We start from the raw sequence: 20804 nt of genomic DNA on the forward strand, positions 1-20804 counted from the left end.
CAGGCTGCGACTCCGAGCACATTGGAAGCCACACATGTCCCGCAGGAAGTTCCTAATGGACTTCAAGGCAGGCGCCGCCGTGCGTGGTCGGGGAACGTTACTCCCCCGCCGCCTTGGGACCGGCTGCATGCATTTAGGCTGTTTCGGAACGCCCCCTGCCGCCCCTTGGCTCAGTCGGCCGCAGCGGCAAGGCGGCGGCCATTGCCAGTACAGCCAGCAATGCGTAAAAGTGCAGCGCAACCATGGCCCCGTGCGGTGTCGTGACCGCCAAGTCATTGCCTCCGATCGAGGCCGAGCCAAGAGCCCACAGCGGGATGATGGAAAGCGCAACCGCCCCGCACGCCACACGGATCCAACCACGCGCTTGCTTGTTCACCGCACAGGCCCCCGCCAAGCCGATCAACGGTACCGCAATGGCGCCGCCACCCAACCCCGTACTGAACAACGTGGAGATGGCACCCGGCTGGGCCAGCGTGACGAGGGGCAACAGCAACGGTGACAGGGCCAGCCAGCGACGGCGGTGCCCACCGTGGCGGCGGAGCTCCTCCGACCACCCCAGGAGGGACCCCACCACTACGGCTGGGACAACAATGGAGCCCATGGTCCCCATCCACGTATAGCTGGATTCGGCACCTGCGACCTCGGCCATGTACGCACGCAGCCCGCCAGCCCATGCCAGGCCTCCGACCGCACCGGCCACCACGAGTTTCATGACCCGGCCACCTTTTCCCGGCTGGCGGCTGCGGAACGTTCCAGATCCCGGCTCCCGCTGTGCCACAGAAACCAGCCCAGAGCCGCGAACAACAACACCCATGCACCGATGCTGAGGCGGCCAAGAATGCTGGGTCCCATGAGCGACGGCAGCATCGGGACGAAGACGAATATGCCCAAAATCAACGGCAGGTACCGCTTGGCACCTGTCCATCCGCACTTGCGGACGACGCCGATTCCGCCAACGATCAGCGCCACACCCACCAGCAAGGACAGGATTCCGTAGCCGGCGCCAATCAGGCCACTGACGGGGTCACTCGCAACGGTGTCGGCCGCCGGAATCACTACGAGTTCCAGGACGGCGAATGCCACCAGCGCCCAGGCCGCGACGGTTAACCAGGTCCTGGCCAGGCGAGAGCGACCAACGGCCGCTGTCCACGGCAGGATCCCAATGAGTGCCGCCAGAAACAGGTGCTGGATGCTAAAGAACACCTGGGCCACGGCCAGGCCCACGGCGTCGAAGGGATAGCTGAAGACTTCCGGCGCGACCTGCGGGGACCAGACGATCATGACGACGGCCGCCGCCGCTCCGGCCAGCCCGGCATAGAAGCCGGCCGCACCGATCACCCTGACCGTCTCAATCGTCGGCTGGTTCTTCTGGTCCTTATCCATAATCATGGCATCTTCCTCCTCTGGAACGAGCCACAGCGGCTGCACCGCCGTAGGTATCAATCGTGCTCCGGCCGCAGCGCCAATGCATCCGTGAAACCACCTATTCCACCACCTGCTTCCGATATACGCTGTGCATATGTCGACGCGGCGCAGCGCAGGTGAAACAGTGCTCGAACACGCGCTACAAACCGCCCACACGGCCTCGGCCCGGCGGGACCATGCCACCGCCTCTGCCTGCCTGGCCTCGGCCTTCACCCTGCTGGACGGGCTGGATCCAGTGCCCGCGGCAAGGACCGCCGTGCTGCTGGAACTGGCCGGGAGCCACTTGCGCGCCGGCCATGTCGCCCTCGCATGGGACGCCTGCCGAATGGCGGCCGACGCGGCTCGTGACACCGCGGACTGGGCGGCCATGGCCGATGCCGCCGTAGTCCTGCGCGGCACCGGCTCCTCTTCCGTCACGGCCCAGGTCCATGCCTTGTGCATCGAGGCCCTGGCCATGCTGGACGACAGCGATCCCGTGAGGAGCAGGCGCGTCCGCGCGCAACTGAGCGCCACGGGAAGCATCTGGGTCAGCAACCCCTATTTCGATCTTGAGGGCGACATCTTTTCCGTTCCCGGCAAGGAATCGGATCCATTGGGAGGGTTCCTGGAACTGCAGGCCTGGCACGCCCGATACCTCGGCTGCGAACATGTGAACGAACGACTGCTTGTCGCCGGGGCCGCCGTGGACCTCGGCCGGAGAGAAGGCATCGACGAATTCCTGGCCTGGGGCTTGTTGTGGCGCATTGAGGCGCTGCTACAGCTGGCGCGCGTGGTTGACGTCACGGCGGAATGCGGCATCTTGGCCAGCGTGGCGGAACGCATGCAGGAACCATTGTGGGCCGCCCGAGTTGAACTGCTGCACGCCGTGCTGCTGCATCTGGAGGGCCGGTACACCGATGCCCTGGCCCGGGCCGACCGGGCCGCAGAAATAGGACACATGGTCGGAGATGAATCCATCGGAATGCTCCATCTGGTGATGTCCACCAGCATCGCTGTCCTGACGGGCCAGGGCCTCGCGGAGGCCGAGGCTGCGGTGCGGGAAAGCATCGCCGGGATGCCGTTCTCGGCCAGGGGATGGCTGGTGGAGATCCTGGCGGCCGGAGGCAAAACCGCTGAGGCCAAGTTGCTTTGGAAGGCAGTGGCGCCGCACATCCACGAGTTCCCCCGCCGGGCACCGGAATGGATCATTGCCGCTGCGTCCAATGTGAAAATGTGCGTGCTGTTTCGGGACCTGCCCACGGCGGCCCGGCTGTACGCAGACCTCCTACCGTATGACGGCCTGCTGGCAGTCGCCGACGCGCTGACGCCCTCGTCCCCGCCGGTTTCGTATCATCTGGGCCTCCTCTCCGCGCTGCTGGGACGCCCAGAAAAGGCCCGGCAGCACTTTCTCGATGCGCTCGAACTCGCCGAAGGCATCGCCGCGTCCCCGTTTGCCGAGTTGGCCCGGCGGGAACTGATCCGGCGCAGAACGCCAGGGCTCAAGCTTACGGACCGCGAACTAGAAGTTGCGGCGCTGGTGGCCACCGGCCAAAGCAACCGGTCCATTGCGCAGGCGTTGTTCCTCTCCGAGCGCACCGTGGAAAGCCATGTGGGCAACGTCCTGCGCAAGCTGGACATGCCGTCACGGGCCGCCATCGCAGCCTGGCAGGCAGGACAGTCACGTTAGCAGCCCGCCCGTGACTACTGCGGGAGTTCAGACACGACTTCGGCGACCCACCTAAGGTGGGCCGCCGCCGTCGTGCATTGGATGGGAGATGTTACCCAGCAGGCTCCAATTTCTCCGGAGCTGCTTCGCTCGGGGCAGTCTCCGCTACGGCAGCCGAAGAACTGCCAACTACACCCTGCAGCAGACCAATGATGTCCAAACCGGTCTGGTCCTTGATCAGCTGAGTTGTCTGCTGGACGCCGTTGGAGACGTTCCTGCTCAACTGGCTTGCGCCGTCGTTGGAAACAACTGTCATGTTCTTGATGGCCGACATGGGCGCCGCAACTTCACGGGCCATGGCCGGGAGCACTTCCAGAACCTTGCTCAGGATGGCCGCTTCATTGAACTTTTCATAAGCCTCCGCCTGGGCGGCGATACCGGCCGCCTCAGCCAAGCCCTTGGCCTGGGTGGACTCCGCCTCGGCCTGACCGCGCGACTTGATGACGGCGGCATCGGCACGGCCGCGGGCCTCGATCACCGACGCATCTGCGTTTCCGCGGGCCGTGTTGGCCGCAGCATCAGCCTCGGCGGCTACCCTGTCACCTTCGGCCGTGAGCTTGCGCTTGGCGAGTTCAACAGTTGCTTCGATCTCTGCGGCCTCGGAGGCACGGCGTCGCTCTTCAAGCTTCGCGTCAGCCTGCTGGATCAGCCGGTACTTCTCGGCGTCTGCGGGCTTGCGAACTTCAGTGTCGAGCTCCCGTTCACGCAACTCGGCCCGACGCAGGGCAACCTGCTGATCACGGATGATGACCTGCTCATTTTGCTCCGCCGCTGCCAATGGCCCGGCAGCATCGGCGCGTGCCTGACGGGCGTCAGCCTCTTCCTTGAGCTCGGCACGCTTGATGATCAGCTGCTGCTGCGCAAGGGCCACCTGCTCGTCGGCGAGAGCCTTGGCCTGCTCAGCCTCTTGGAGGAACTGGGCCTCGGCGATCTTGGCGTTCTTCTCGGCCAGTGCGGCTTCGGGGCGGCCAAGGTTGATCAGGTAGCCGGTCTCGTCGTCCACGGACTGGATCTGAAAGGTATCGATCTCCAGGCCCTGGTTGTGCATGGAGTGTTCGGCTTCTTCCTTCACACTCTTGGCGAATGTGGCACGGTCCTTGATGATGGACTCCACTGTCAGCGTACCGACAATGGAACGCAAGGAACCCGACAGGGTTTCCTGGGTGTAGTGGTCGATGGCGTCCTGCTGGTTAAGGAAACGCTGGGCCGCCTTGCGGACGGAATCCGCGTCGCCGCCCACCTTCACCTGGGCCACACCCGTGAGGTGCAATTTGATGCCGTTTTGTGAAATGGCCTCAATTTTCAGGGCCACCTGACGCGAGGCGAGCGAGAGCGGGTAAGCGCGCTGCGTGAAGGGGTTGATGAAGATCCGACCAAAAACAACCCGCTGGCTGTTCGGGTCGGGCTGGCTCTTGTTGTCCTTGGACGAGATCACCAAGGCCTGGTCGGGGCTGGCAATGTGCAGAGCCATGCGGCCGATGACGGCGCCAATGACGACGATCACCAGCAGCACCACTACACCAATGATCAGGGGAATCAGGGTCGGTAACATGAGACCTTTCGGGTTTCACGGCGGCCTTTTCGGGACTGCAAGCCCGCCTGGTTACCTTTGATCCTACGGAATTTCCGCAAATTCTCCACATGATGGCGTAATAGTTGGTACAAACACGGCACAAACGCCGTTAGGGCGCCATGCCAGACTCCACCGGAACGATCTCAACGCCGTTACGCCGGTGAATCCTTGGGTCATTTCGGTTGAAGCCCTTGGCATCCATGTTGTTGCCCAACCTAAACGCGGCCAGGGCTTGGTCATAGATTTCATTCATGCGCCGGCCGGTGTACTCCCCTACCGTCCCGTCGGTGAAGGTGATTGAAATCAGGGTCTTGGCCGTGAAGTGCTGACGCATGCGGACGAATCCCTCGTCATCCTGTTTCAGGTGAATCATGTGTGTTCCGTCTCTAATGGTGCACGTCCCACGGAAATGGGCATGCGGTTGTATCCCCCGAATCGTCACGGGGGTGGAACCCTAGGTTCTCATAAAGTTGGCCAGCCGCAGTGTGACACCGCCGAAACGACGCCACACTGCGGCTGAAAACATGCTGGAACTTACTGCAGGCGCTTGCGGACCATTTCCGAAACGGCCTTGCCATCGAACCGGCCTGCAATTTCAGCAGTAATTGGCTTCATGGCCAACCCCATCTGCTTCATTGACAATTTTCCCTGCTCAGCTTCGAGGGCCGTGATGATGCCATCGACAATTGCTTCAGCCTCCTGAGCATTCAGCGGCTTCGGCAAGTAAGCCTCGATGACCTCGGCTTCCGTGACCTCAGCCGCGGCACGATCCGACTCTCCGGCCTCTGTGTAGATGCCGGCGGTGTCGCGGCGCTTGGCTGCTTCTTTTTGCAGGATGGTGATGACCTGGGCATCGTCGAAATCCACCGGAGTCTTGCCGCCCTTTTCACGCGTCTCAATTTCGCCCAGAACGTTGCGAACAGTAGTCAGCGCAACCTTGTTGCCGGCCTTCATATGCACGACGACATCCGTCTTGAGTTGCTGCTTTAGCGTAGACATGTATTCCCCTAGATCTGGTAAATGCTTCAGCCTGATGGCCATTGCCGTCAATTATCCTCCTTTCGGCTGCGAGCGCAGACGCGAAGTGTGGTTGCCAAGTGAACCGTCACATCCAAGTTGCCCCGAAAACTTGGATCCATTCGCAATGTGCAGCAAGTCCATTTGATTCAGGTCCAAGGCGTGGGTGAGGCCTGAGGGGAACCCTGGCGGACATTTGGGGCCTGAAAGACATTCCCATTTACAGGCTCCCCTGTTTGGTTCATAGTCGGGGGTATGAGAGTCGCTGGAATTCTCCCCGAAGACGCCCCCGATCCTCGTGCCGAATGGGTCGAGAAGCTAAAACTCATGCCCATTCCGGTGATGGGGCTCATGCCCCAACCCTCGCTGGAGGACACGGACACCGTGGGTCTGAGCTACGGCCTAGATGATCGTGGGTACAGCGAGATGACGGCGAGCATCACCTACGCGCTTTGGCGAAACCCGGATGACCGCTCAGATCCGGTAAACCTCGCGGACCTCGACGAGAAGACACGCAGATCGATCGAGGAAGTTCCGCCATGGCCGCGGCCACCTTGGCTGATCGAGCATGTGGAGCGACTGCGCTATCCGCAGCTATGGGAGGCCGTGCGAACCATCTGGCACCGCGATCCATCCGAGCGCTTTACGGTTCGTTACCTACTGGCTGACCACGTCAACCACATCCTCATGAACCTCTTCCGGCAAGAACTCTGGCCGGGCAGCAACCCATGGGACCAGCACGCGCCCACAGTAACCGGCCGGATGGTCAACGGCCAGGCCAGGACCGTCGTCAACGGAGTCGAAGTGCCCGGTGCGGAGGTCGATACGGACCCGTTCGTGTACGGTATCGGAGCCCAACTGACAGGCGGCGGCGTCGTAACCGCAGTGCTTCCACGCGCTGAACTCAGTCACATCCAAATCCAGTTCACGACCCGGACCTAATGACCACACCAAAGCGTCCGTCAACTAAACGTCGCCTGGATGACACATACCCACCCCTGAACCCAGTAGCCACAGACAGCCGAGCCATGCGTAGCAGAGACTATTCGCCTCGACTTGCAGAGCCCGCGGTACTGCGACTGTCATTTTCAGAAGTCGCCTGCAAACCGTATGAAGACGCCCAGACATGATCAAGTCACCTACCGGAGGTCCGTTGCAACGTCTCTCCCGGTCGATGCCGCCACGTCAAAACAAGTTCGAACATATATTCGATCACCACGTCTGCGAGCGCGGAACCGGTCCTTTTCACGGCAGAACTAAGCGTTTCTGTCCCACATTCCGTTATCCAAGGCATAGAGGGTGGCTGCGACCCGGTTTGTGGCGCCGATCTTGAGATAGATGTGTTCTATATGGTTCCTTGCCGTCTTGGGCGCGATGAACAACACCTCGGCGATTTGCTTACTGTTCATTCCCCTACACACGAGCCTGAGCACCTCTAGCTCCCTGTCGGTGAGAGTTGACGGCGGGATACGCCGTCGCGCTCCCCGGCGCCCTGCGGCAACCAGGACTGCATTGGCAGCTTCCCCACCCATGCGCCCCGCCTTCACCTCTGCCGCCAGGCGTTGTCCTGCGTCCGGAGGTGACATGGCCTCCCGATGCGGACGAGGTTCCAAGGATGTTTGATAGTAGTCAGCCGCGGCGAGGATGCGCTGACAGATATCAAGCTCGGCTCCCCTCAGGTTCTGCGGATACCCGCAGCCATCCAGACGTTCGCGGTGCGCCCCCGCGATGGCTGCCACGCGCCGCATGCCAGGCACCCGGCCAAGAATCCGCTCGGTGAGGTACGGGTACATCTGCAGGCGTTCGCGCTCCAACGTCGACAGCGGCCCATCTTTGTCCCAGATTCCGTTGCTGACGCCCATCCGTCCCAGGTAATGGACCCAGCCCGCCCGCCGGAGAAGTTCGACGTCGACCGCCTTGAGTCCCAGCTCCCCCGCTGCCCCAGCCGCCAACGCCGCGACAGCCCGTGAATGGCCTGCCGTCCAGGGAGATTTCAAGTCAGCAAAGTCGCCGATGGCCGTCAGCACCTGATCCAGTTCCTCACCAGTCAACACGCCGGCCTCGGGCGCAGCCGCAAGGGTGGCCGGCCACGGGTCCAACTCAAACAGTCCCGCGGCCAGATCCGGCGCATGGGCACAGAAAAGGTCAACCAGCTCCGGATCAAACTGCGTGCCACGCCTAGCGGAGATGGTTGAGACCGCTGCGGCAACGCCGCCAGTTCGCAGGAAAACCTCTGCCACGTCGGCCAGCTGGGCGATGCGCATCTCCAAGGGAATTTCGACGCCGGTCCTCCCCGCGGGGAGCCCCTGTCCATCCCAGCGCTCAAAGGTGTGGCGCAGCACCTCCGGAATGCCTTGGTCCAAACCAACCCTGTTGGCCAGCTGACCAGCTGAAGTGCAGTGCGAACGGATTAGTTCCCGCACCACAGAGTTCGCAGTCGCCGTGAAAAGTGTTTGCCGAGCAGTGCGCTGCAAGCGCGGCAGTCCAGTTCCTGTGCGGTGCAGCATCATGGTGAGCATCGGGAACCCATGCGCGTCGATGAGGTAATAATCGGAGCGGAATCCGATGTCGTCCCCAAAGAGCGCAGCCAACTCGAAGGAGTCCGCATGGCACCCGATCCACGCCAGCAGGTTCGCATAGTAGATGCGCTCGCGGGCGGCAAGGCCAACGTCCATGAGATCGGCAATGCGCATCCCCAGCAACGTGGCCCGGAGCATGTGATCCATGGGCTGCCCCAAGCCAAGATCGATCGCCAGTGACAAGGCGGCGAGGATTTCCGGGCGGGTGGGTCCGGGCACCCCGGCCCGCGCCTCGGATCCCCTGGGCGCGAGGCCCGGCGGTGTCGGCTTGTCGATGAACTGACCGTGGTCATTCACCCCATAATTCTACGTCCGGCCCTCCCAGGGCACAGGGTCATGAGGCAGGCCCGGAGGTCTCGGCAGCCTCGGTCGCCATCGCCACCCCACCCGCACTCGCCGTCGAAGGGAAGCGCAGGCTCAGCTCTGATACGAACAGCCCCCGTTGCGGCAGCCAGAAATCTGCCAACCGCTCCTGGACACGGAGCGGCCGGTGCGTGCCGGCGTCCACTCCATCAATGCGTGCCTGGCTGTCCTCGACCGTCCAAACGCGCAGGGGCTTGACCTGGAACGATTGACCGTTCGGCACCCTACCGTTCAGGCTCATCCGTCCGGCCCTCAGCATGGGGCCCATCATGGTCCCCATGGCACCGAGCACACGATCGCTGCGCCACGCCGCGTCCGGCATATGGCGGGCCATGCTTGTCGCAACCCGCGTTGCCCAGGTAGCCGACAGCTCAATTTCCCACTGCACGACGTCGGGCACTCGCACCGAGAGCTGCCACGGTCCGGTCCAGACGGCAGAGACTGCCACCTGTCTGGTCTCCGACACTCCCGCCCCGAAGTACCGGGCACAGCTGACCTCCGGCGGGACATCTGCATAAATGGTCCACCGGCCCTCGGGGGTGCGCAGCCACACGGCATGGTATCCGGGGCCAACGGAACTGGCTGTGAAACGGCGGAACGCAAGGTAATGGCCCGAGCTGAATGGCAGGCCCATGAGTGCATAGCCGGAAAAGTGCTCGGCCGGGTCATCAGGCAGCGTTGTCCTAGTTGTCGTGCTTGTCGTGGGTTCGGTTTTGTCCGCGGATTCCTGTGGGGTTGGCGTAAACATGGTGGGCTCCTTCTCACTATGAGATGAGCCTAGGTCCGGCACCTCGGATGCACATGGGGCAGATGACTCATTTAGACCGGCCACTCACAGCACTCGCCGCACTAGCCGATTCCCAACCCGCCCAGACGGACCCCTAGCCGTCGTAGGCAGCCTGCAACGCCGCAATATCCAGCTTTTGCATTCCCATCATGGCGGCCATGGCGCGCCCGGCGCCTTCCGGATCGGGACCACCCAGAACGGTGGTGAGCATATTCGGAATAAGCTGCCACGAAACACCGAACTTGTCCTTGAGCCAGCCGCACTGACTTTCCTGGCCGCCGTCTGCCGTCAGCGCGTCCCACTTCTCATCCAGTTCGGCCTGCGTGTCAAAGAACAGTTCGAAGGAAACTGCCTCGTTAAAGGCGAACTGCGGCCCACCATTGAGACCGCGGAAGCCCCGCCCGTCCAACTCAAAGGAAATGGTCAACACCGAACCCGGAACGCCCGGGCCGTCATCACCCCATCGGGAGGCGTCAAGAATGCGCGAGTTGGGGAACAGCCCCACATAGAAATTTGCTGCTTCCTCTGCCTGTCCGTCAAACCACAGGCACGTGCCGATTCCAGCCATGTCCACCACATCCTTGAGCCCAGGGGCAATTGTCATTGGTATGAGCAAAAGCCTAGGACGCCAGAACGGGGCCAACAATGGCTACCGAACGGTAGCTTTGGAGATTTACTCTGTGTGGTTTAGGACTAAAATCCTTTAGGTGACGCAATCGAAACTTACACCCCGTCCCCAACACCTCCTCTATGCGGCTATTGCCGATATTGTGCTGGTGATCATCTTCTCCGCCTCCGGACGCAGCTCCCACAGCGAAGCCCTCACGGCAGGTGGCGTCTTCATGACGGCCTGGCCCTTCCTGGTTTCTCTGGCCATCGCTTGGCTCGTGTGCCGCACGTGGAAAGCACCGTTGATGATCTGGCCCCAGGGCGTCTGCCTATGGCTCATCACCGTGGCCGGCGGCATGGCTTTGCGCATTCTTTCCGGACGCACGGCAGAAGTCCCGTTCGTCATCGTGGCAACAGTTGTTCTAGGGATCTTCCTGCTGGGCCACCGGGGCATCGCACGGCTCGTGGCGAAGCGCTCGTCCCGCCCGTAAACCCCGTGAACCCTGCGTGGCTTGGGATACGATCAAGATGAGCCACCTTCCCGCCACAAGACCCTTCACCAGAAGATAAGGACCCTCCTGTGATCACCGCTTTTGTACTGATCAAAACTGATGCCACCCGGATCCCTGAATCCGCCCAAGAAATTTCCGAGCTTGCCGGCATCAGCGAGGTTTACTCGGTGACGGGCGAATGGGACCTGATCGCCATTGCGCGTGTCCAGAAGCATGAAGACCTGGCAGATGTCATCGCCGACAAACTCTCCAAGGTCAAGTCAGTTGTCTCCACCACAACGCAGATCTCCTTCCGCGCGTACTCCCAGCATGACCTCGACGCCGCATTTTCCCTCGGCATCGACAACTAAACACTCGTGCAGCTGGAAATTGCCGTCCAGGATGTCCCGGGCGCGCGGTTCGCTGCCGCCGGCGGGGCGGCCCGGATTGAGCTTTGCTGCGCCTTGCAGCTCGGCGGCTTGACGCCCTCGCAGGGACTCCTGAAAAGCGTTCGACGCGCCGAGCCAGCGCTGCCGGTCCACACCTTGATACGTCCCCGTCCGGGCGATTACGTCTACGACAAGGCCACCGTTGAGCTGATGGTGGCCGAAATCCAGGAAATGCACGACGCCGGTGCCACCGGTGTTGTCATTGGCGCCTTGACTGCTGACGATGCCATCGATTTCGCAACCGTGGAGACTCTTGTCGCCGCAGCAGCCGGAATGCACATTACTTTCCACCGGGCGATTGACCATCTTTCCCTGGACGACGCCGTCACGGCCGTTCCGCTCCTGGCAAGCCTTGGGGTGCAACGCATCTTGAGCTCAGGCGGAGCAGCACGAGCCAGCGACGGCCTGTCCCAATTGAAGGCCATGCATCAGGTGGCGGCCGGACGGTTGACCGTTATGGCCGGCGGCGGCGTCGACGTCGGCGATTTTTCCTTATTCCGCGATGCCGGGTTGAGCGATGTCCACCTGTCGGCCAAACGAACGGTCAATGTTGCGCCACCGTCCCCCATGACCGGGGCCACCCTAATGGAGGACCCCAGCTACTTCGTGACGGATCCGGACTTGGTCAATCAAGCCGGAAGGGCCGCGCTGGCCTTTTCCTAGGCCTGGCCCCTGCTGAGTTCCACCCAGGACTTGAGAATGTTGGCGGCGGCTCCACCATCGATGGAAGCTTCAGCTCGAGCCAACGCAAATTTCATGCGCTCAAGCAGTGTCCCGGACGAGGAGGCGTCGTAGGCAACAAGCCCGGCTGCCGCGTTCAACAGGACGGCATCACGGATGGGTGAACGCTCACCGTCAAGGATCCTGCGAACCACCTCAGCGTTGTATTCCGCGTTCTTGCCTCGAAGGTCCTCGATGGTGGCACGTGCAATACCAAGGTCCAAGGGATCGAAGTGACTCTCGGTAACCCCGTTTTCCCGCACCTCCCAGATCGTGGAGGTGCCCGTCGTCGTCAGTTCATCAAGTCCGTCGCTGCCTCGGAAAACAAGTGCGCGGACATTTCTGGCTGCTAGAACTCCTGCAATCAATGGAGCCATACGGGCATCGGCAACACCAATGGCCGAGGCGACTACGTGGGCGGGGTTGGTCAGCGGGCCGAGGAAATTAAAGGCTGTGGGAACGCCAATTTCTTTTCGCGCCACCGCGGCATAGCGCATGGACGGGTGAAAGTAATTGGCGAAGCAAAAAGTGATGCCAACGTCAGTTGCCGACTTGGCCACAAGCTCCAATGGCATATCCAGGCGCACACCAAGGCTCTCGAGCACGTCCGCCGATCCGGCCGCCGAGGATGACGCCCGGTTACCGTGCTTGACCACCGTGACACCGGCACCCGCACAGACCAAGGCTGCCATGGTGGAAATATTGACGGTATTGAGCCGGTCCCCTCCGGTGCCCACGATGTCTAGGGCATCCCGGTCAACGTGCAGCGGGCGGGCATTGGACAACATTGCCTCAACAAGGCCAGTGACTTCGGCAACGGTTTCACCCTTGGCACGCAAGGCAACCAAGAAACCCGCGATCTGCACATCCGTGGCATTCCCGGCCATAATCGTGTTCATGGCCCAGGCCGTATCCTCCTGGCTGAGGTTCTCCCCTGCAATCAAGGCAGCGATCAGATTTGGCCAGGTGGGTGTCTCGGTTGGGGCGTTGGGAAGAGGATTCACTTTCCAAATGTTAGTCCAAACTGAGACCTGTCCGGCATTTGTGACCATTGACACAAGACGCGCCCTTGTGCATAGGCAGCTGGATCCAAGCTGTGAATACACCGGAATTTCGCAAGTTTGTAGAAAAAGATCCTTGAATCGGAGTTTTGCATTGGGAACTCTGGGGTTTTATAGACATAATGTCTATGTGACAACTGCGACCCATGCCCCCAGTACCCCGGCGCATCCGACGCTGAACCGACCGAACCTGGTTTCTGTAGGAACCGTAGTTTGGCTGTCCAGTGAGCTGATGTTCTTCGCCGGCCTTTTTGCCATGTACTTCACGCTGCGTTCCACCACAGGTGGAATGTGGGCTGAAGAAACGGCCAAGCTGAACTTCCCGTTCGCTCTGGTTAACACTCTCATCCTGGTTTCGAGCTCATTTAGCTGCCAGATGGGCGTGTTTGCCGCTGAGAACCTTCGGCCTCGCCGCACCGGAAGTCGCTTCGCGTTCTCCAAGTGGGGAATGACGGAGTGGTTCCTGTTGACCTTCGTCCTCGGTGCAATCTTCGTATCCGGTCAGTCGACCGAATACGCCATGCTGACCTCCGAGCACGTGACACTGAACTCCAACCCGTATGGCTCTGCCTTCTACATGACGACTGGCTTCCACGGCCTGCACGTCCTTGGCGGACTCGTCGCATTCCTCCTCATCATCGGACGCGCCTACGCGGCCAAGAAGTTTGGACACTTCGAAGCCACCAGCGCGATCGTGACTTCTTACTACTGGCACTTCGTGGATGTCGTGTGGATCGGCCTGTTCTTGGTCATCTACGTACTGAAGTAAGCCGGACAGAGAGCTTTCTTCTCCCAAGGTAAGAATTAGCATTTGCGGCCCTCACCCGGGGCTGCTGGATATAGATCAAAGGAACCACCAAGTGAAGGCACTTTCGCAGAAGCGACGTCATCCGCTGGCCGCACTAGCGCTGCTAGTTTTGGGGCTCATGTTGACAGGTGGGCTATACGCCGTTGTCACAACCGTGAATGAAGCCAAGGCCGATACCACCACCTTTACGGCACAGCAGGTAGAAGAGGGCGAAAAGCTCTTTGTTGCCAACTGCGCCACCTGCCATGGCATTGGCGCTAGCGGCACGGACGCAGGACCGTCCTTGGCTGGCGTTGGCGCTGCTGCTGTTGACTTCCAGGTCGGCACGGGCCGCATGCCCATGCAAATGCAGGGACCTCAGGCACTCAAGAAGCCTGCCCAGTTCACCACTGAGCAGACCCGCGAACTGTCTGCTTACGTTGCCACATTGGGTGACGGACCGGCCCTGCCGGCCGAAGAGTACATCGACGGCGAAGGCGACGCTGCCGTGGGTGGCGAGCTGTTCCGCGTGAACTGCGCCATGTGCCACAATGCTGCCGCCGCCGGTGGCGCATTGACCCGTGGCAAGTTCGCACCGTCGCTGGAAGGCGTGTCCAACAGCCACATCTACAGCGCCATGGTTACGGGACCGCAGAACATGCCGGTCTTCAATGACGCCAACATCAGCCCCGATGGCAAGCGCGACATCATCACGTTCTTGAACACCATCGAGAACCAGGGCAACCCCGGCGGTGCCAAGCTTGGCTCACTGGGTCCGGTATCCGAAGGCCTGTTCATCTGGACGGCAGTTTTGGGTGTCATCATCGGCTTCACCGTCTGGCTGACGTCGCGAACCTCGTAGCACCAGCAGACTACAGATTTTGGCTGCAGTAGCAGCCGCGAGAAACATACATTACGACCCCGGTACTCCCGGGATAAGAGAAGGATGAGGGGATTATGGGCAACCATAGTGACGGCACGCCGACAAGCTCGGCCGCCGTAGCTAAGGCTGGTCACGACGAGGTGGATAAGTTCCAGGACCCGGGACTGCCTCCACATCGTTTGCGACTGGCTGATACGAACCCCAAGGCAGCAAAGCGCGCCGAGCGCCAGGTGGCATGGCTGTTCATTATTTCCATCGTGGGCACGCTGTTGTTCTTCGTTGGCTACTTTGGTGTTCGTCTCGATGACACCATCGCTACCTTGCGTATCCAGAACACGTTCCTGGGCTTGGGCGTGGCATTTGCCATGCTCGGCATCGGAACGGGCATTGTGCATTGGGCCCGCGCCCTCATGCCTGACCACGAAGTGGCCGAAGAACGTCATGAGATCCGTAGCGAAGAAGATCGTCAGGCAGCCGTCAAGATCATCGATGACATCATCGATGAGACTGGCATCAAGCGCCGCCCGCTGATCCGCAACACGCTCATCGGCGCAGTAGCGCTGGCTCCCTTGCCTGCTATTGCGATCTTCCGCGACCTCGGCCCGCTGCCGGGTGACACCTTGCGCCACACGCTCTGGAAGGAAGGCGAGCGTCTTGCTCGCGATCCTGACGGAACACCCATCAAGGCTTCAGATGTCACCATCGGCTCCGCCTTCCACGTCATTCCGGAATCCCTGAATGACCTTGAAGAAGGCAAGCTCAACGCCAAGGCTAAGGCCGTTGTGTTGTTGATGCGCCTCAAGCCCGAAGACCTCAACCCGTCCGAAGGTCGCGAGGACTGGAGCTACAACGGCATCGTTGCTTACTCCAAGATTTGCACCCACGTTGGTTGCCCCGTTGCTCTGTACGAGCAGCAGACGCACCACCTGCTGTGCCCCTGCCACCAGTCGACGTTTGACCTGACGCAGGAATGCAAGGTCATCTTTGGCCCGGCCGTCCGTCCGTTGCCGCAGCTGCCCATCACGGTAGATGCCGATGGCTACCTGGTCGCCCAGAGCGACTTCCACGAACCTGTTGGACCGAGCTTCTGGGAGCGTGGCTAAACATGTCTGCAGCAACTCAAACTCCGTTCGAACCTAAGACCTCCACTGGTCGCATCACCAACTTTGTTGATGAGCGCGTTGGCGGCTCAGGGATCCTGCGCGAATTCGGCCGGAAGGTCTTCCCCGACCACTGGTCATTCATGTTCGGCGAGGTGGCACTGTATGCCTTCGTCATTCTCCTTCTCTCGGGTACCTTCCTGACGTTCTTCTTTGATCCGTCCATGGCAGAAACCCACTACGACGGCGTTTACGTTCCCCTCAAGGGCGTGGAAATGTCAGTAGCGTACAGCTCTTCCCTTGACATCTCCTTCGAGATTCGTGGCGGCCTGTTCATGCGCCAAGTTCACCACTGGTCAGCGCTGCTCTTCGTAGCTGCTGTTTCGGTGCACATGCTTCGTGTGTTCTTCACCGGCGCGTTCCGCAAGCCCCGCGAACTCAACTGGGTTGTGGGCGGTGTGCTGCTCATCCTGTCACTGGCTGCAGGCTTCACCGGCTACTCCCTTCCCGATGATCTGCTTTCCGGTAACGGTCTGCGCATCATCGACGGTGTGGTCAAGTCCATCCCGATCGTTGGAACGTACATCTCCTTCTTCCTCTTTGGTGGAGAGTTCCCGGGAACGGCCATTATCAGCCGCCTGTACATGATGCACATCATGCTGGTTCCGGCCATGATCTTGTTGATGGTTGCCATCCACTTGTTCATGGTTGTTGTCCACAAGCACACGCAGTACCCCGGCCCGGGACGCAACGACCGCAACGTCGTCGGCTACCCCCTCGGCCCGGTATACGCTGCAAAGGCTGGCGGCTTCTTCTTCATCGTCTTCGGCATCATTGCCCTGATCGCAGGCTTCTTCCAGATCAACCCGATCTGGAACTACGGCCCGTATGACCCCTCCCCCGTTTCCGCAGGCACCCAGCCTGACTGGTACATCGGCTGGGTAGATGGCGCCTTGCGCTTGATGCCGGGTTGGCTGTTCAACATTCCCATGGAATGGAACATCCCGTTGCCGTGGGGCACCAACACGTTGACCTTCAACGTTCTTGGCCCGGCCTTGATCCCTGCAGGCATCGTCTTCACCTTGCTGTTCACCTACCCGTGGATTGAGCGTTGGGTAACCCGCGACAACCGCGAGCACCACGTACTGGACCGCCCGCGTAACGCGCCGACCCGTACCGGTATTGGTGTTGCAGGTTTCATCTTCTACTGCGTCATGTGGGCAGCCGCAAGCTCCGACTTGATCGCAACCCACTTCCACGTGGCCCTGAACGATGTCACGTACTGGTTGCGTGCGCTGTTCTTCATCGGCCCGGTACTTGGCTTCATCGTCACCAAGCGTGTAGCCCTGGCGCTGCAGCGTAAGGACCGCGAGATCGCCTTGCACGGCCGTGAGACTGGACGAATCGTACGCCTGCCGCACGGTGAGTTCCAGGAAATTCACGCACAGCTCGATGACTACAAGCGCTACAAGCTGGTTGGTTACGAGTCTCCCGTTGCTGAGGAGGGCATCCCGAACGAAAACGGGATTGTCACCAAGAAGGAAAATCTGCGCGCCAAGCTGAGCAGCTTCTTCTTCGAGGACCGTGTAGCCCCGGCTACACCTTCAGAGCTGGAAGCCGGTCACCATCACGAAGCCATCGAGGCCGGCACTGATGACAACAAGGCAGTAACGCACTAATAGCTTCTAATGCACTAATAGCGTCATAGACAAAGGCTGTGGCCCGGCATCCCGAAAGGGAGCCGGGCCACAGCCTTTTTGTTGTGCCATCATGTTTGCTGTCATGTGCGCCAGCGATGTTGGCAGTCCCGGAAGCGCGCAGCACGTCGCGCTGGGAGGGCGCAACAGGCCCCTGTGCGCGTTGCCGCGGGAAGGACTAATACATGCGCCGGGTGCGAACACCGGGCCGCTGGAGGGGCACACGCAGCTTGTAGCGATCCGCCCGGTAGAAGGAGACCGAATAGTCAACGGTTGACCGCGACACGAAGGCATGCCGTTCTGTCCTCAGGACAGGTGCACCAACGTCAACCTTAAGTAGGCGCGCAATTGACGGCGTTGCAGCATTGGCCTCGATGATGTCCTCACCCCACTCGATCACCAGCCCATAACGCTCCCCCAACACGTTGTACAGGGACGACGGCGGTCCGGCATCCAGGATGCCCGGTACGCGCCAGGCGGGGATGAAGTTCTCGTCAACACTCATTGGCTCCTCATCGGCCAGGAGCAGTCGACGCAGACGGATGACGTGCTGCCCCTCCTCTATCTGCAGTTCCCTGGCCAGGCGGGCGGTTGCTGGAATTTGTTCAAACGCGAGTGTCTTTGCCGACGGCCGCATACCGCGCCGAGCCATTTCCTCTGAGTAGGAGGTGAGCTTCAAGGTCACGTCCAACTTGGCTCTGGCCACGAAGGTGCCAATACCCACTACTCGTTCCAGCAGCCCCTCTTCAACGAGGGCCTCGACGGCGTGGCGCAGCGTCATGCGAGCAACACCAAAATGTTCGGCCATGTCCCGCTCAGAGGGAAGCTGGCGTTCTGCCTTGCTGTGGTTCTGGACGTAGTTGCGCAGCAACTCTCGTAACTGAATATGGACGGACACCTGTGCGTTCCTGTCCAACTCCCCCGGGATGTCTTTCGCCGGCGGTACCAAATAGCCCATGAAACTCCTTCGTTTGCCAGTACCAGCCTAAAACACGACTACTCTCTATACAGCACATCTATCGTCTCAAGGAGTCAACCCATGTACACCCGGAAAGCCACAGTGGCGGCCAGCGTCGGCCTGCATGCCCGTCCTGCCGCTGTGTTTGTTCGAGCCGTGAATCGCACCGGCCTTCCCATTACCTTAGCCAAGGAAGGCATGGCGGCCATCGATGCCCGTTCGCTCCTTGCAGTCATGAGTGCAGACTTCGAATACGGTTCAGAACTGGTCATTGGCGTCAGCTCCTGTGATGCCGATGAGGCGTCCATAGAGGCCGCCGTGGACAGCTTGGCGGTCCTGCTGGACACCGATCTGTCCGACCCCGCCTAAGACGGCACACGGCTGAATACACGCCGTTTATCTGTCAAGCTCAATCACAAGGCTTAAACACAAAAAGGATGGTCCCTCACCGAGCGGTGAGGGACCATCCTTTTTGCTAACTAAATCACGCTAGTGTGCGTGGTCTCCGCGGCTGTACTCGTAGACCCAACCGACAAGGGCGATGACCGCAAGGCCCGCACCAACGAGGAAGATCCACCATCCAACTGCGACGCCCAAAAAGCTCGTAGCAGCGGCCAAGCCGAGAACCAGCGGCCACCAGCTCCAGGGGCTGAAGTGCCCCTGTTCGCCGGAACCTTCGTGAACTTCGGCATCCAGACGATCCTCGGGACGGGGACCAACACGGTTACCCGTGTAGTAGATGTAGACGCCGATCATGAGGCACAAGCCTGCAACTAGGAAGATGGCGAGGTAGCCAACGTGCTCATTCCAGTTCACCATGAAGCCGTAAACGGTGGCCACAGGGACGAAGAAGATGCCGAGCAGCAAGAACAACCATGCTTCGATTTTCACTATTTAGCTCCCTTCGAGGATGCGGCGACCGGTGCAGGCACGTAGTGCGGGGCAAGCTCTGGATGGTGAAGATCCAGGGCCGGACGCTCCGAACGGATGCGGGGCAGCGAGGTGAAGTTGTGACGCGGCGGCGGGCAGGATGTTGCCCACTCCAGTGAGGCACCAAAGCCCCAAGGATCGTCAACTTCGACCTTCTTGCCACTGCGCCAGGTGATGTAGACATTCCAGAACCACGGAATCATCGAGGCGCCAAGTACGAACGAGGAAATCGTGGAGAACTGGTTCATCCAGGTGAAGTTGTCTTCAATCATGTAATCGGCGTAACGACGCGGCATACCCAAGACACCCAGCCAGTGCTGAATGAGGAAGGTTCCGTGGAAACCGAGGAACAAGAGCCAGAAGTGGATCTTGCCAAGGCGCTCGTTAAGCATCCGTCCGGTGAACTTAGGCCACCAGAAGTAGAAGCCAGCGAACATTGCAAACACCACGGTGCCAAAGACCACGTAGTGGAAGTGTGCAACCACGAAGTACGTATCCGAAACATGGAAGTCCAATGGCGGTGAGGCCAAGATAATGCCGGTCAAACCACCGAACAGGAAGGTGATCAGGAAGCCGAGGCTCCAGAGCATGGGAGTCTCGAATGTCAGCGAGCCCCGCCACATGGTACCGATCCAGTTGAAGAACTTCACACCCGTGGGTACTGCGATCAACATCGTCATGAACGAGAAGAACGGCAGCATAACCTGGCCGGTCACGTACATGTGGTGAGCCCATACAGTTACGGACAAGGCCGCAATAGCGATGGTTGCAAACACAAGACCCTTGTAACCAAAGATCGGCTTGCGGCTAAAGACCGGGAAGATCTCCGAGACAATGCCGAAGAACGGCAGAGCAATGATGTAAACCTCTGGGTGGCCAAAGAACCAGAACAGGTGCTGCCACAGCATGGCCCCACCAAATTCTGCGTCAAAGATATGTGCACCGAACCGTCGGTCTGCACCGAGTGCGAACAGGGCTGCTGCCAGCGGCGGGAACGCCATGAGGACCAAGATACCGGTCACCAGGGTGTTCCAGGTGAAGATCGGCATACGCCACATGGTCATGCCCGGAGCGCGCATGCAGATGATGGTGGTGATGAAGTTGACCGAACCGAGAATGGTTCCGAAACCTGACAGTGCAAGTCCAAAGACCCACAAGTCACCGCCCACACCGGGGCTGAACGTTGTGTTGGACAGCGGTGCGTAGGCAAACCAACCGAAGGCTGCAGCACCCTGAGGGGTGATGAAGCCGGCAACGGCAATCGTGCTGCCGAACAGGAAGAACCAAAAGGCCAACGCGTTCAACCGCGGGAAGGCAACGTCAGGTGCACCAATTTGCAAAGGCATGATGACGTTGGCGAAGCCTGCGAACAACGGTGTTGCAAACATGAGCAACATGATGGTGCCGTGCATAGTAAACAGCTGGTTGTACTGATCCTTGGTCTGCAGGATCTGCATACCGGGTTCAAACAATTCCGCCCTGATGACGAGCGCCATAACGCCGCCGAGGCAGAAGAAAATAAATGATGCAATCAGGTACATGTAACCGATTGTCTTGTGGTCTGTTGAGGTGATCCAGTTGACGACAATGCGTCCCTTGGATACCGGAACAACCCTAGGTGCGGCCGAATTCACTTCGGTCGCCGAGTACTCGAGCGTAGACACTTTCCT

General features: G+C 60.3%; 22 protein-coding genes. 10 read left to right on the plus strand and 12 right to left on the minus strand.

The annotated features are described in order from the left end of the window. Positions 1 to 133 precede the first annotated feature (133 nt). Together ACP7B9_RS05520 and ACP7B9_RS05525 are read right to left on the minus strand one after the other, a co-directional pair. Complete coding sequence (locus tag ACP7B9_RS05520) at positions 134 to 712, minus strand: hypothetical protein (RefSeq protein ID WP_425861485.1); 579 nt, start codon at positions 710 to 712, stop codon at positions 134 to 136. Continuing rightward, positions 709 to 1389: a hypothetical protein gene (locus ACP7B9_RS05525; RefSeq protein ID WP_425861487.1), complete on the minus strand. Its 681-nt coding sequence runs from the start codon at positions 1387 to 1389 to the stop codon at positions 709 to 711. The genes ACP7B9_RS05520 and ACP7B9_RS05525 overlap by 4 nt, the downstream gene beginning before the upstream one ends. 130 nt (positions 1390 to 1519) lie before the next feature. Here ACP7B9_RS05525 and ACP7B9_RS05530 point away from each other — a divergent pair, with 130 nt between their 5' ends. Then, positions 1520 to 3091: a helix-turn-helix transcriptional regulator gene (locus ACP7B9_RS05530; protein ID WP_425861488.1), complete on the plus strand. Its 1572-nt coding sequence runs from the start codon at positions 1520 to 1522 to the stop codon at positions 3089 to 3091. A gap of 91 nt (positions 3092 to 3182) precedes the next feature. Here the strand turns inward: ACP7B9_RS05530 and ACP7B9_RS05535 are convergent, their stop codons facing one another. The 3 genes from ACP7B9_RS05535 to ACP7B9_RS05545 all read right to left on the minus strand — a co-directional run bounded on the left by ACP7B9_RS05535 (position 3183) and on the right by ACP7B9_RS05545 (position 5702). Continuing rightward, positions 3183 to 4682 carry a flotillin family protein gene (locus ACP7B9_RS05535; protein WP_425861490.1) on the minus strand — a complete coding sequence of 500 codons (1500 nt, stop codon included), beginning with the start codon at positions 4680 to 4682 and terminating at the stop codon, positions 3183 to 3185. A gap of 130 nt (positions 4683 to 4812) precedes the next feature. Beyond that, positions 4813 to 5076 carry a hypothetical protein gene (locus ACP7B9_RS05540; protein ID WP_425861492.1) on the minus strand — a complete coding sequence of 88 codons (264 nt, stop codon included), beginning with the start codon at positions 5074 to 5076 and terminating at the stop codon, positions 4813 to 4815. A gap of 161 nt (positions 5077 to 5237) precedes the next feature. Continuing rightward, positions 5238 to 5702, minus strand: a complete 465-nt coding sequence (locus ACP7B9_RS05545) for a GatB/YqeY domain-containing protein (RefSeq protein ID WP_425861495.1) — start codon at positions 5700 to 5702, stop codon at positions 5238 to 5240. A gap of 273 nt (positions 5703 to 5975) precedes the next feature. On the opposite strand from ACP7B9_RS05545, the gene ACP7B9_RS05550 reads away from it, so the two are divergent. Beyond that, entirely contained in the window at positions 5976 to 6662 is a 687-nt protein-coding gene (locus tag ACP7B9_RS05550) for a hypothetical protein (RefSeq protein WP_425861497.1), read from the plus strand. A gap of 314 nt (positions 6663 to 6976) precedes the next feature. Here ACP7B9_RS05550 and ACP7B9_RS05555 read toward each other — a convergent pair whose 3' ends face one another. From ACP7B9_RS05555 to ACP7B9_RS05565, 3 genes are all read right to left on the minus strand, one after another. Then, positions 6977 to 8596 (minus strand): HD domain-containing phosphohydrolase, encoded by a 1620-nt coding sequence (locus tag ACP7B9_RS05555; RefSeq protein ID WP_425861499.1) that lies wholly within the window; start codon positions 8594 to 8596, stop codon positions 6977 to 6979. A gap of 37 nt (positions 8597 to 8633) precedes the next feature. Beyond that, complete coding sequence (locus tag ACP7B9_RS05560; protein WP_425861500.1) at positions 8634 to 9410, minus strand: hypothetical protein; 777 nt, start codon at positions 9408 to 9410, stop codon at positions 8634 to 8636. A 133-nt stretch (positions 9411 to 9543) separates the two neighbouring features. Further along, positions 9544 to 10053, minus strand: a complete 510-nt coding sequence (locus ACP7B9_RS05565; protein WP_425861502.1) for a VOC family protein — start codon at positions 10051 to 10053, stop codon at positions 9544 to 9546. A gap of 103 nt (positions 10054 to 10156) precedes the next feature. Here ACP7B9_RS05565 and ACP7B9_RS05570 point away from each other — a divergent pair, with 103 nt between their 5' ends. From ACP7B9_RS05570 to ACP7B9_RS05580, 3 genes are all read left to right on the plus strand, one after another. Then, on the plus strand, positions 10157 to 10549 hold the full coding sequence (locus tag ACP7B9_RS05570; RefSeq protein WP_425861503.1) for a DUF3054 domain-containing protein: 393 nt from the start codon (positions 10157 to 10159) through the stop codon (positions 10547 to 10549). 89 nt (positions 10550 to 10638) lie between these two features. Further along, complete coding sequence (locus ACP7B9_RS05575; RefSeq protein ID WP_425861505.1) at positions 10639 to 10920, plus strand: Lrp/AsnC family transcriptional regulator; 282 nt, start codon at positions 10639 to 10641, stop codon at positions 10918 to 10920. Between the two features lie 6 nt (positions 10921 to 10926). After that, positions 10927 to 11661: a copper homeostasis protein CutC gene (locus tag ACP7B9_RS05580; protein WP_425861507.1), complete on the plus strand. Its 735-nt coding sequence runs from the start codon at positions 10927 to 10929 to the stop codon at positions 11659 to 11661. On the opposite strand, the gene trpD is transcribed toward ACP7B9_RS05580, so the two are convergent. Then, positions 11658 to 12722 (minus strand): anthranilate phosphoribosyltransferase, encoded by a 1065-nt coding sequence (gene trpD, locus ACP7B9_RS05585; RefSeq protein WP_425861508.1) that lies wholly within the window; start codon positions 12720 to 12722, stop codon positions 11658 to 11660. The two genes, ACP7B9_RS05580 and trpD, sit on opposite strands and share 4 nt — an antisense overlap. A gap of 187 nt (positions 12723 to 12909) precedes the next feature. On the opposite strand from trpD, the gene ACP7B9_RS05590 reads away from it, so the two are divergent. From ACP7B9_RS05590 to ACP7B9_RS05605, 4 genes are all read left to right on the plus strand, one after another. Beyond that, entirely contained in the window at positions 12910 to 13548 is a 639-nt protein-coding gene (locus ACP7B9_RS05590) for a cytochrome c oxidase subunit 3 (protein ID WP_425861510.1), read from the plus strand. A gap of 91 nt (positions 13549 to 13639) precedes the next feature. Next, complete coding sequence (locus ACP7B9_RS05595; protein ID WP_425861512.1) at positions 13640 to 14428, plus strand: c-type cytochrome; 789 nt, start codon at positions 13640 to 13642, stop codon at positions 14426 to 14428. Positions 14429 to 14523: 95 nt separating this feature from the next. Further along, a complete protein-coding gene (locus ACP7B9_RS05600; protein WP_425861514.1) occupies positions 14524 to 15552 on the plus strand; it encodes a Rieske 2Fe-2S domain-containing protein in 1029 nt (342 codons plus the stop codon). 2 nt (positions 15553 to 15554) lie between these two features. Further along, entirely contained in the window at positions 15555 to 17228 is a 1674-nt protein-coding gene (locus ACP7B9_RS05605) for a cytochrome b (RefSeq protein WP_425861515.1), read from the plus strand. A gap of 196 nt (positions 17229 to 17424) precedes the next feature. Here the strand turns inward: ACP7B9_RS05605 and ACP7B9_RS05610 are convergent, their stop codons facing one another. Beyond that, positions 17425 to 18204 (minus strand): GntR family transcriptional regulator, encoded by a 780-nt coding sequence (locus ACP7B9_RS05610; protein WP_425861516.1) that lies wholly within the window; start codon positions 18202 to 18204, stop codon positions 17425 to 17427. Positions 18205 to 18285: 81 nt separating this feature from the next. On the opposite strand from ACP7B9_RS05610, the gene ACP7B9_RS05615 reads away from it, so the two are divergent. Further along, entirely contained in the window at positions 18286 to 18573 is a 288-nt protein-coding gene (locus ACP7B9_RS05615) for an HPr family phosphocarrier protein (RefSeq protein ID WP_425861518.1), read from the plus strand. A 120-nt stretch (positions 18574 to 18693) separates the two neighbouring features. Here the strand turns inward: ACP7B9_RS05615 and ACP7B9_RS05620 are convergent, their stop codons facing one another. Beyond that, entirely contained in the window at positions 18694 to 19095 is a 402-nt protein-coding gene (locus ACP7B9_RS05620) for a cytochrome c oxidase subunit 4 (RefSeq protein WP_425861520.1), read from the minus strand. Further along, complete coding sequence (ctaD, locus tag ACP7B9_RS05625; protein ID WP_425861522.1) at positions 19095 to 20798, minus strand: cytochrome c oxidase subunit I; 1704 nt, start codon at positions 20796 to 20798, stop codon at positions 19095 to 19097. Before ctaD ends, ACP7B9_RS05620 begins: the two co-directional genes overlap by 1 nt. Positions 20799 to 20804: the final 6 nt, after the last annotated feature.

The sequence above is a fragment of the Arthrobacter sp. TWP1-1 genome (assembly GCF_049897845.1).
Lineage (GTDB): Bacteria > Actinomycetota > Actinomycetes > Actinomycetales > Micrococcaceae > Specibacter.

What these genes read in the sequence shown, in the direction of transcription:
- ACP7B9_RS05530 (WP_425861488.1), top strand. Translation starts at nt 1,520, where the DNA reads ATGTCGACGCGGCGCAGCGCAGGTGAAACAGTGCTCGAACACGCGCTA.
- ACP7B9_RS05525 (WP_425861487.1), bottom strand. Translation starts at nt 1,389, where the DNA reads ATGATTATGGATAAGGACCAGAAGAACCAGCCGACGATTGAGACGGTC.
- ACP7B9_RS05615 (WP_425861518.1), top strand. Translation starts at nt 18,286, where the DNA reads ATGTACACCCGGAAAGCCACAGTGGCGGCCAGCGTCGGCCTGCATGCC.
- ACP7B9_RS05600 (WP_425861514.1), top strand. Translation starts at nt 14,524, where the DNA reads ATGGGCAACCATAGTGACGGCACGCCGACAAGCTCGGCCGCCGTAGCT.
- ACP7B9_RS05520 (WP_425861485.1), bottom strand. Translation starts at nt 712, where the DNA reads ATGAAACTCGTGGTGGCCGGTGCGGTCGGAGGCCTGGCATGGGCTGGC.
- ACP7B9_RS05540 (WP_425861492.1), bottom strand. Translation starts at nt 5,076, where the DNA reads ATGATTCACCTGAAACAGGATGACGAGGGATTCGTCCGCATGCGTCAG.
- ACP7B9_RS05565 (WP_425861502.1), bottom strand. Translation starts at nt 10,053, where the DNA reads ATGACAATTGCCCCTGGGCTCAAGGATGTGGTGGACATGGCTGGAATC.
- ACP7B9_RS05550 (WP_425861497.1), top strand. Translation starts at nt 5,976, where the DNA reads ATGAGAGTCGCTGGAATTCTCCCCGAAGACGCCCCCGATCCTCGTGCC.
- ACP7B9_RS05605 (WP_425861515.1), top strand. Translation starts at nt 15,555, where the DNA reads ATGTCTGCAGCAACTCAAACTCCGTTCGAACCTAAGACCTCCACTGGT.
- ACP7B9_RS05545 (WP_425861495.1), bottom strand. Translation starts at nt 5,702, where the DNA reads ATGTCTACGCTAAAGCAGCAACTCAAGACGGATGTCGTCGTGCATATG.
- ACP7B9_RS05535 (WP_425861490.1), bottom strand. Translation starts at nt 4,682, where the DNA reads ATGTTACCGACCCTGATTCCCCTGATCATTGGTGTAGTGGTGCTGCTG.
- ACP7B9_RS05610 (WP_425861516.1), bottom strand. Translation starts at nt 18,204, where the DNA reads ATGGGCTATTTGGTACCGCCGGCGAAAGACATCCCGGGGGAGTTGGAC.
- ACP7B9_RS05560 (WP_425861500.1), bottom strand. Translation starts at nt 9,410, where the DNA reads ATGTTTACGCCAACCCCACAGGAATCCGCGGACAAAACCGAACCCACG.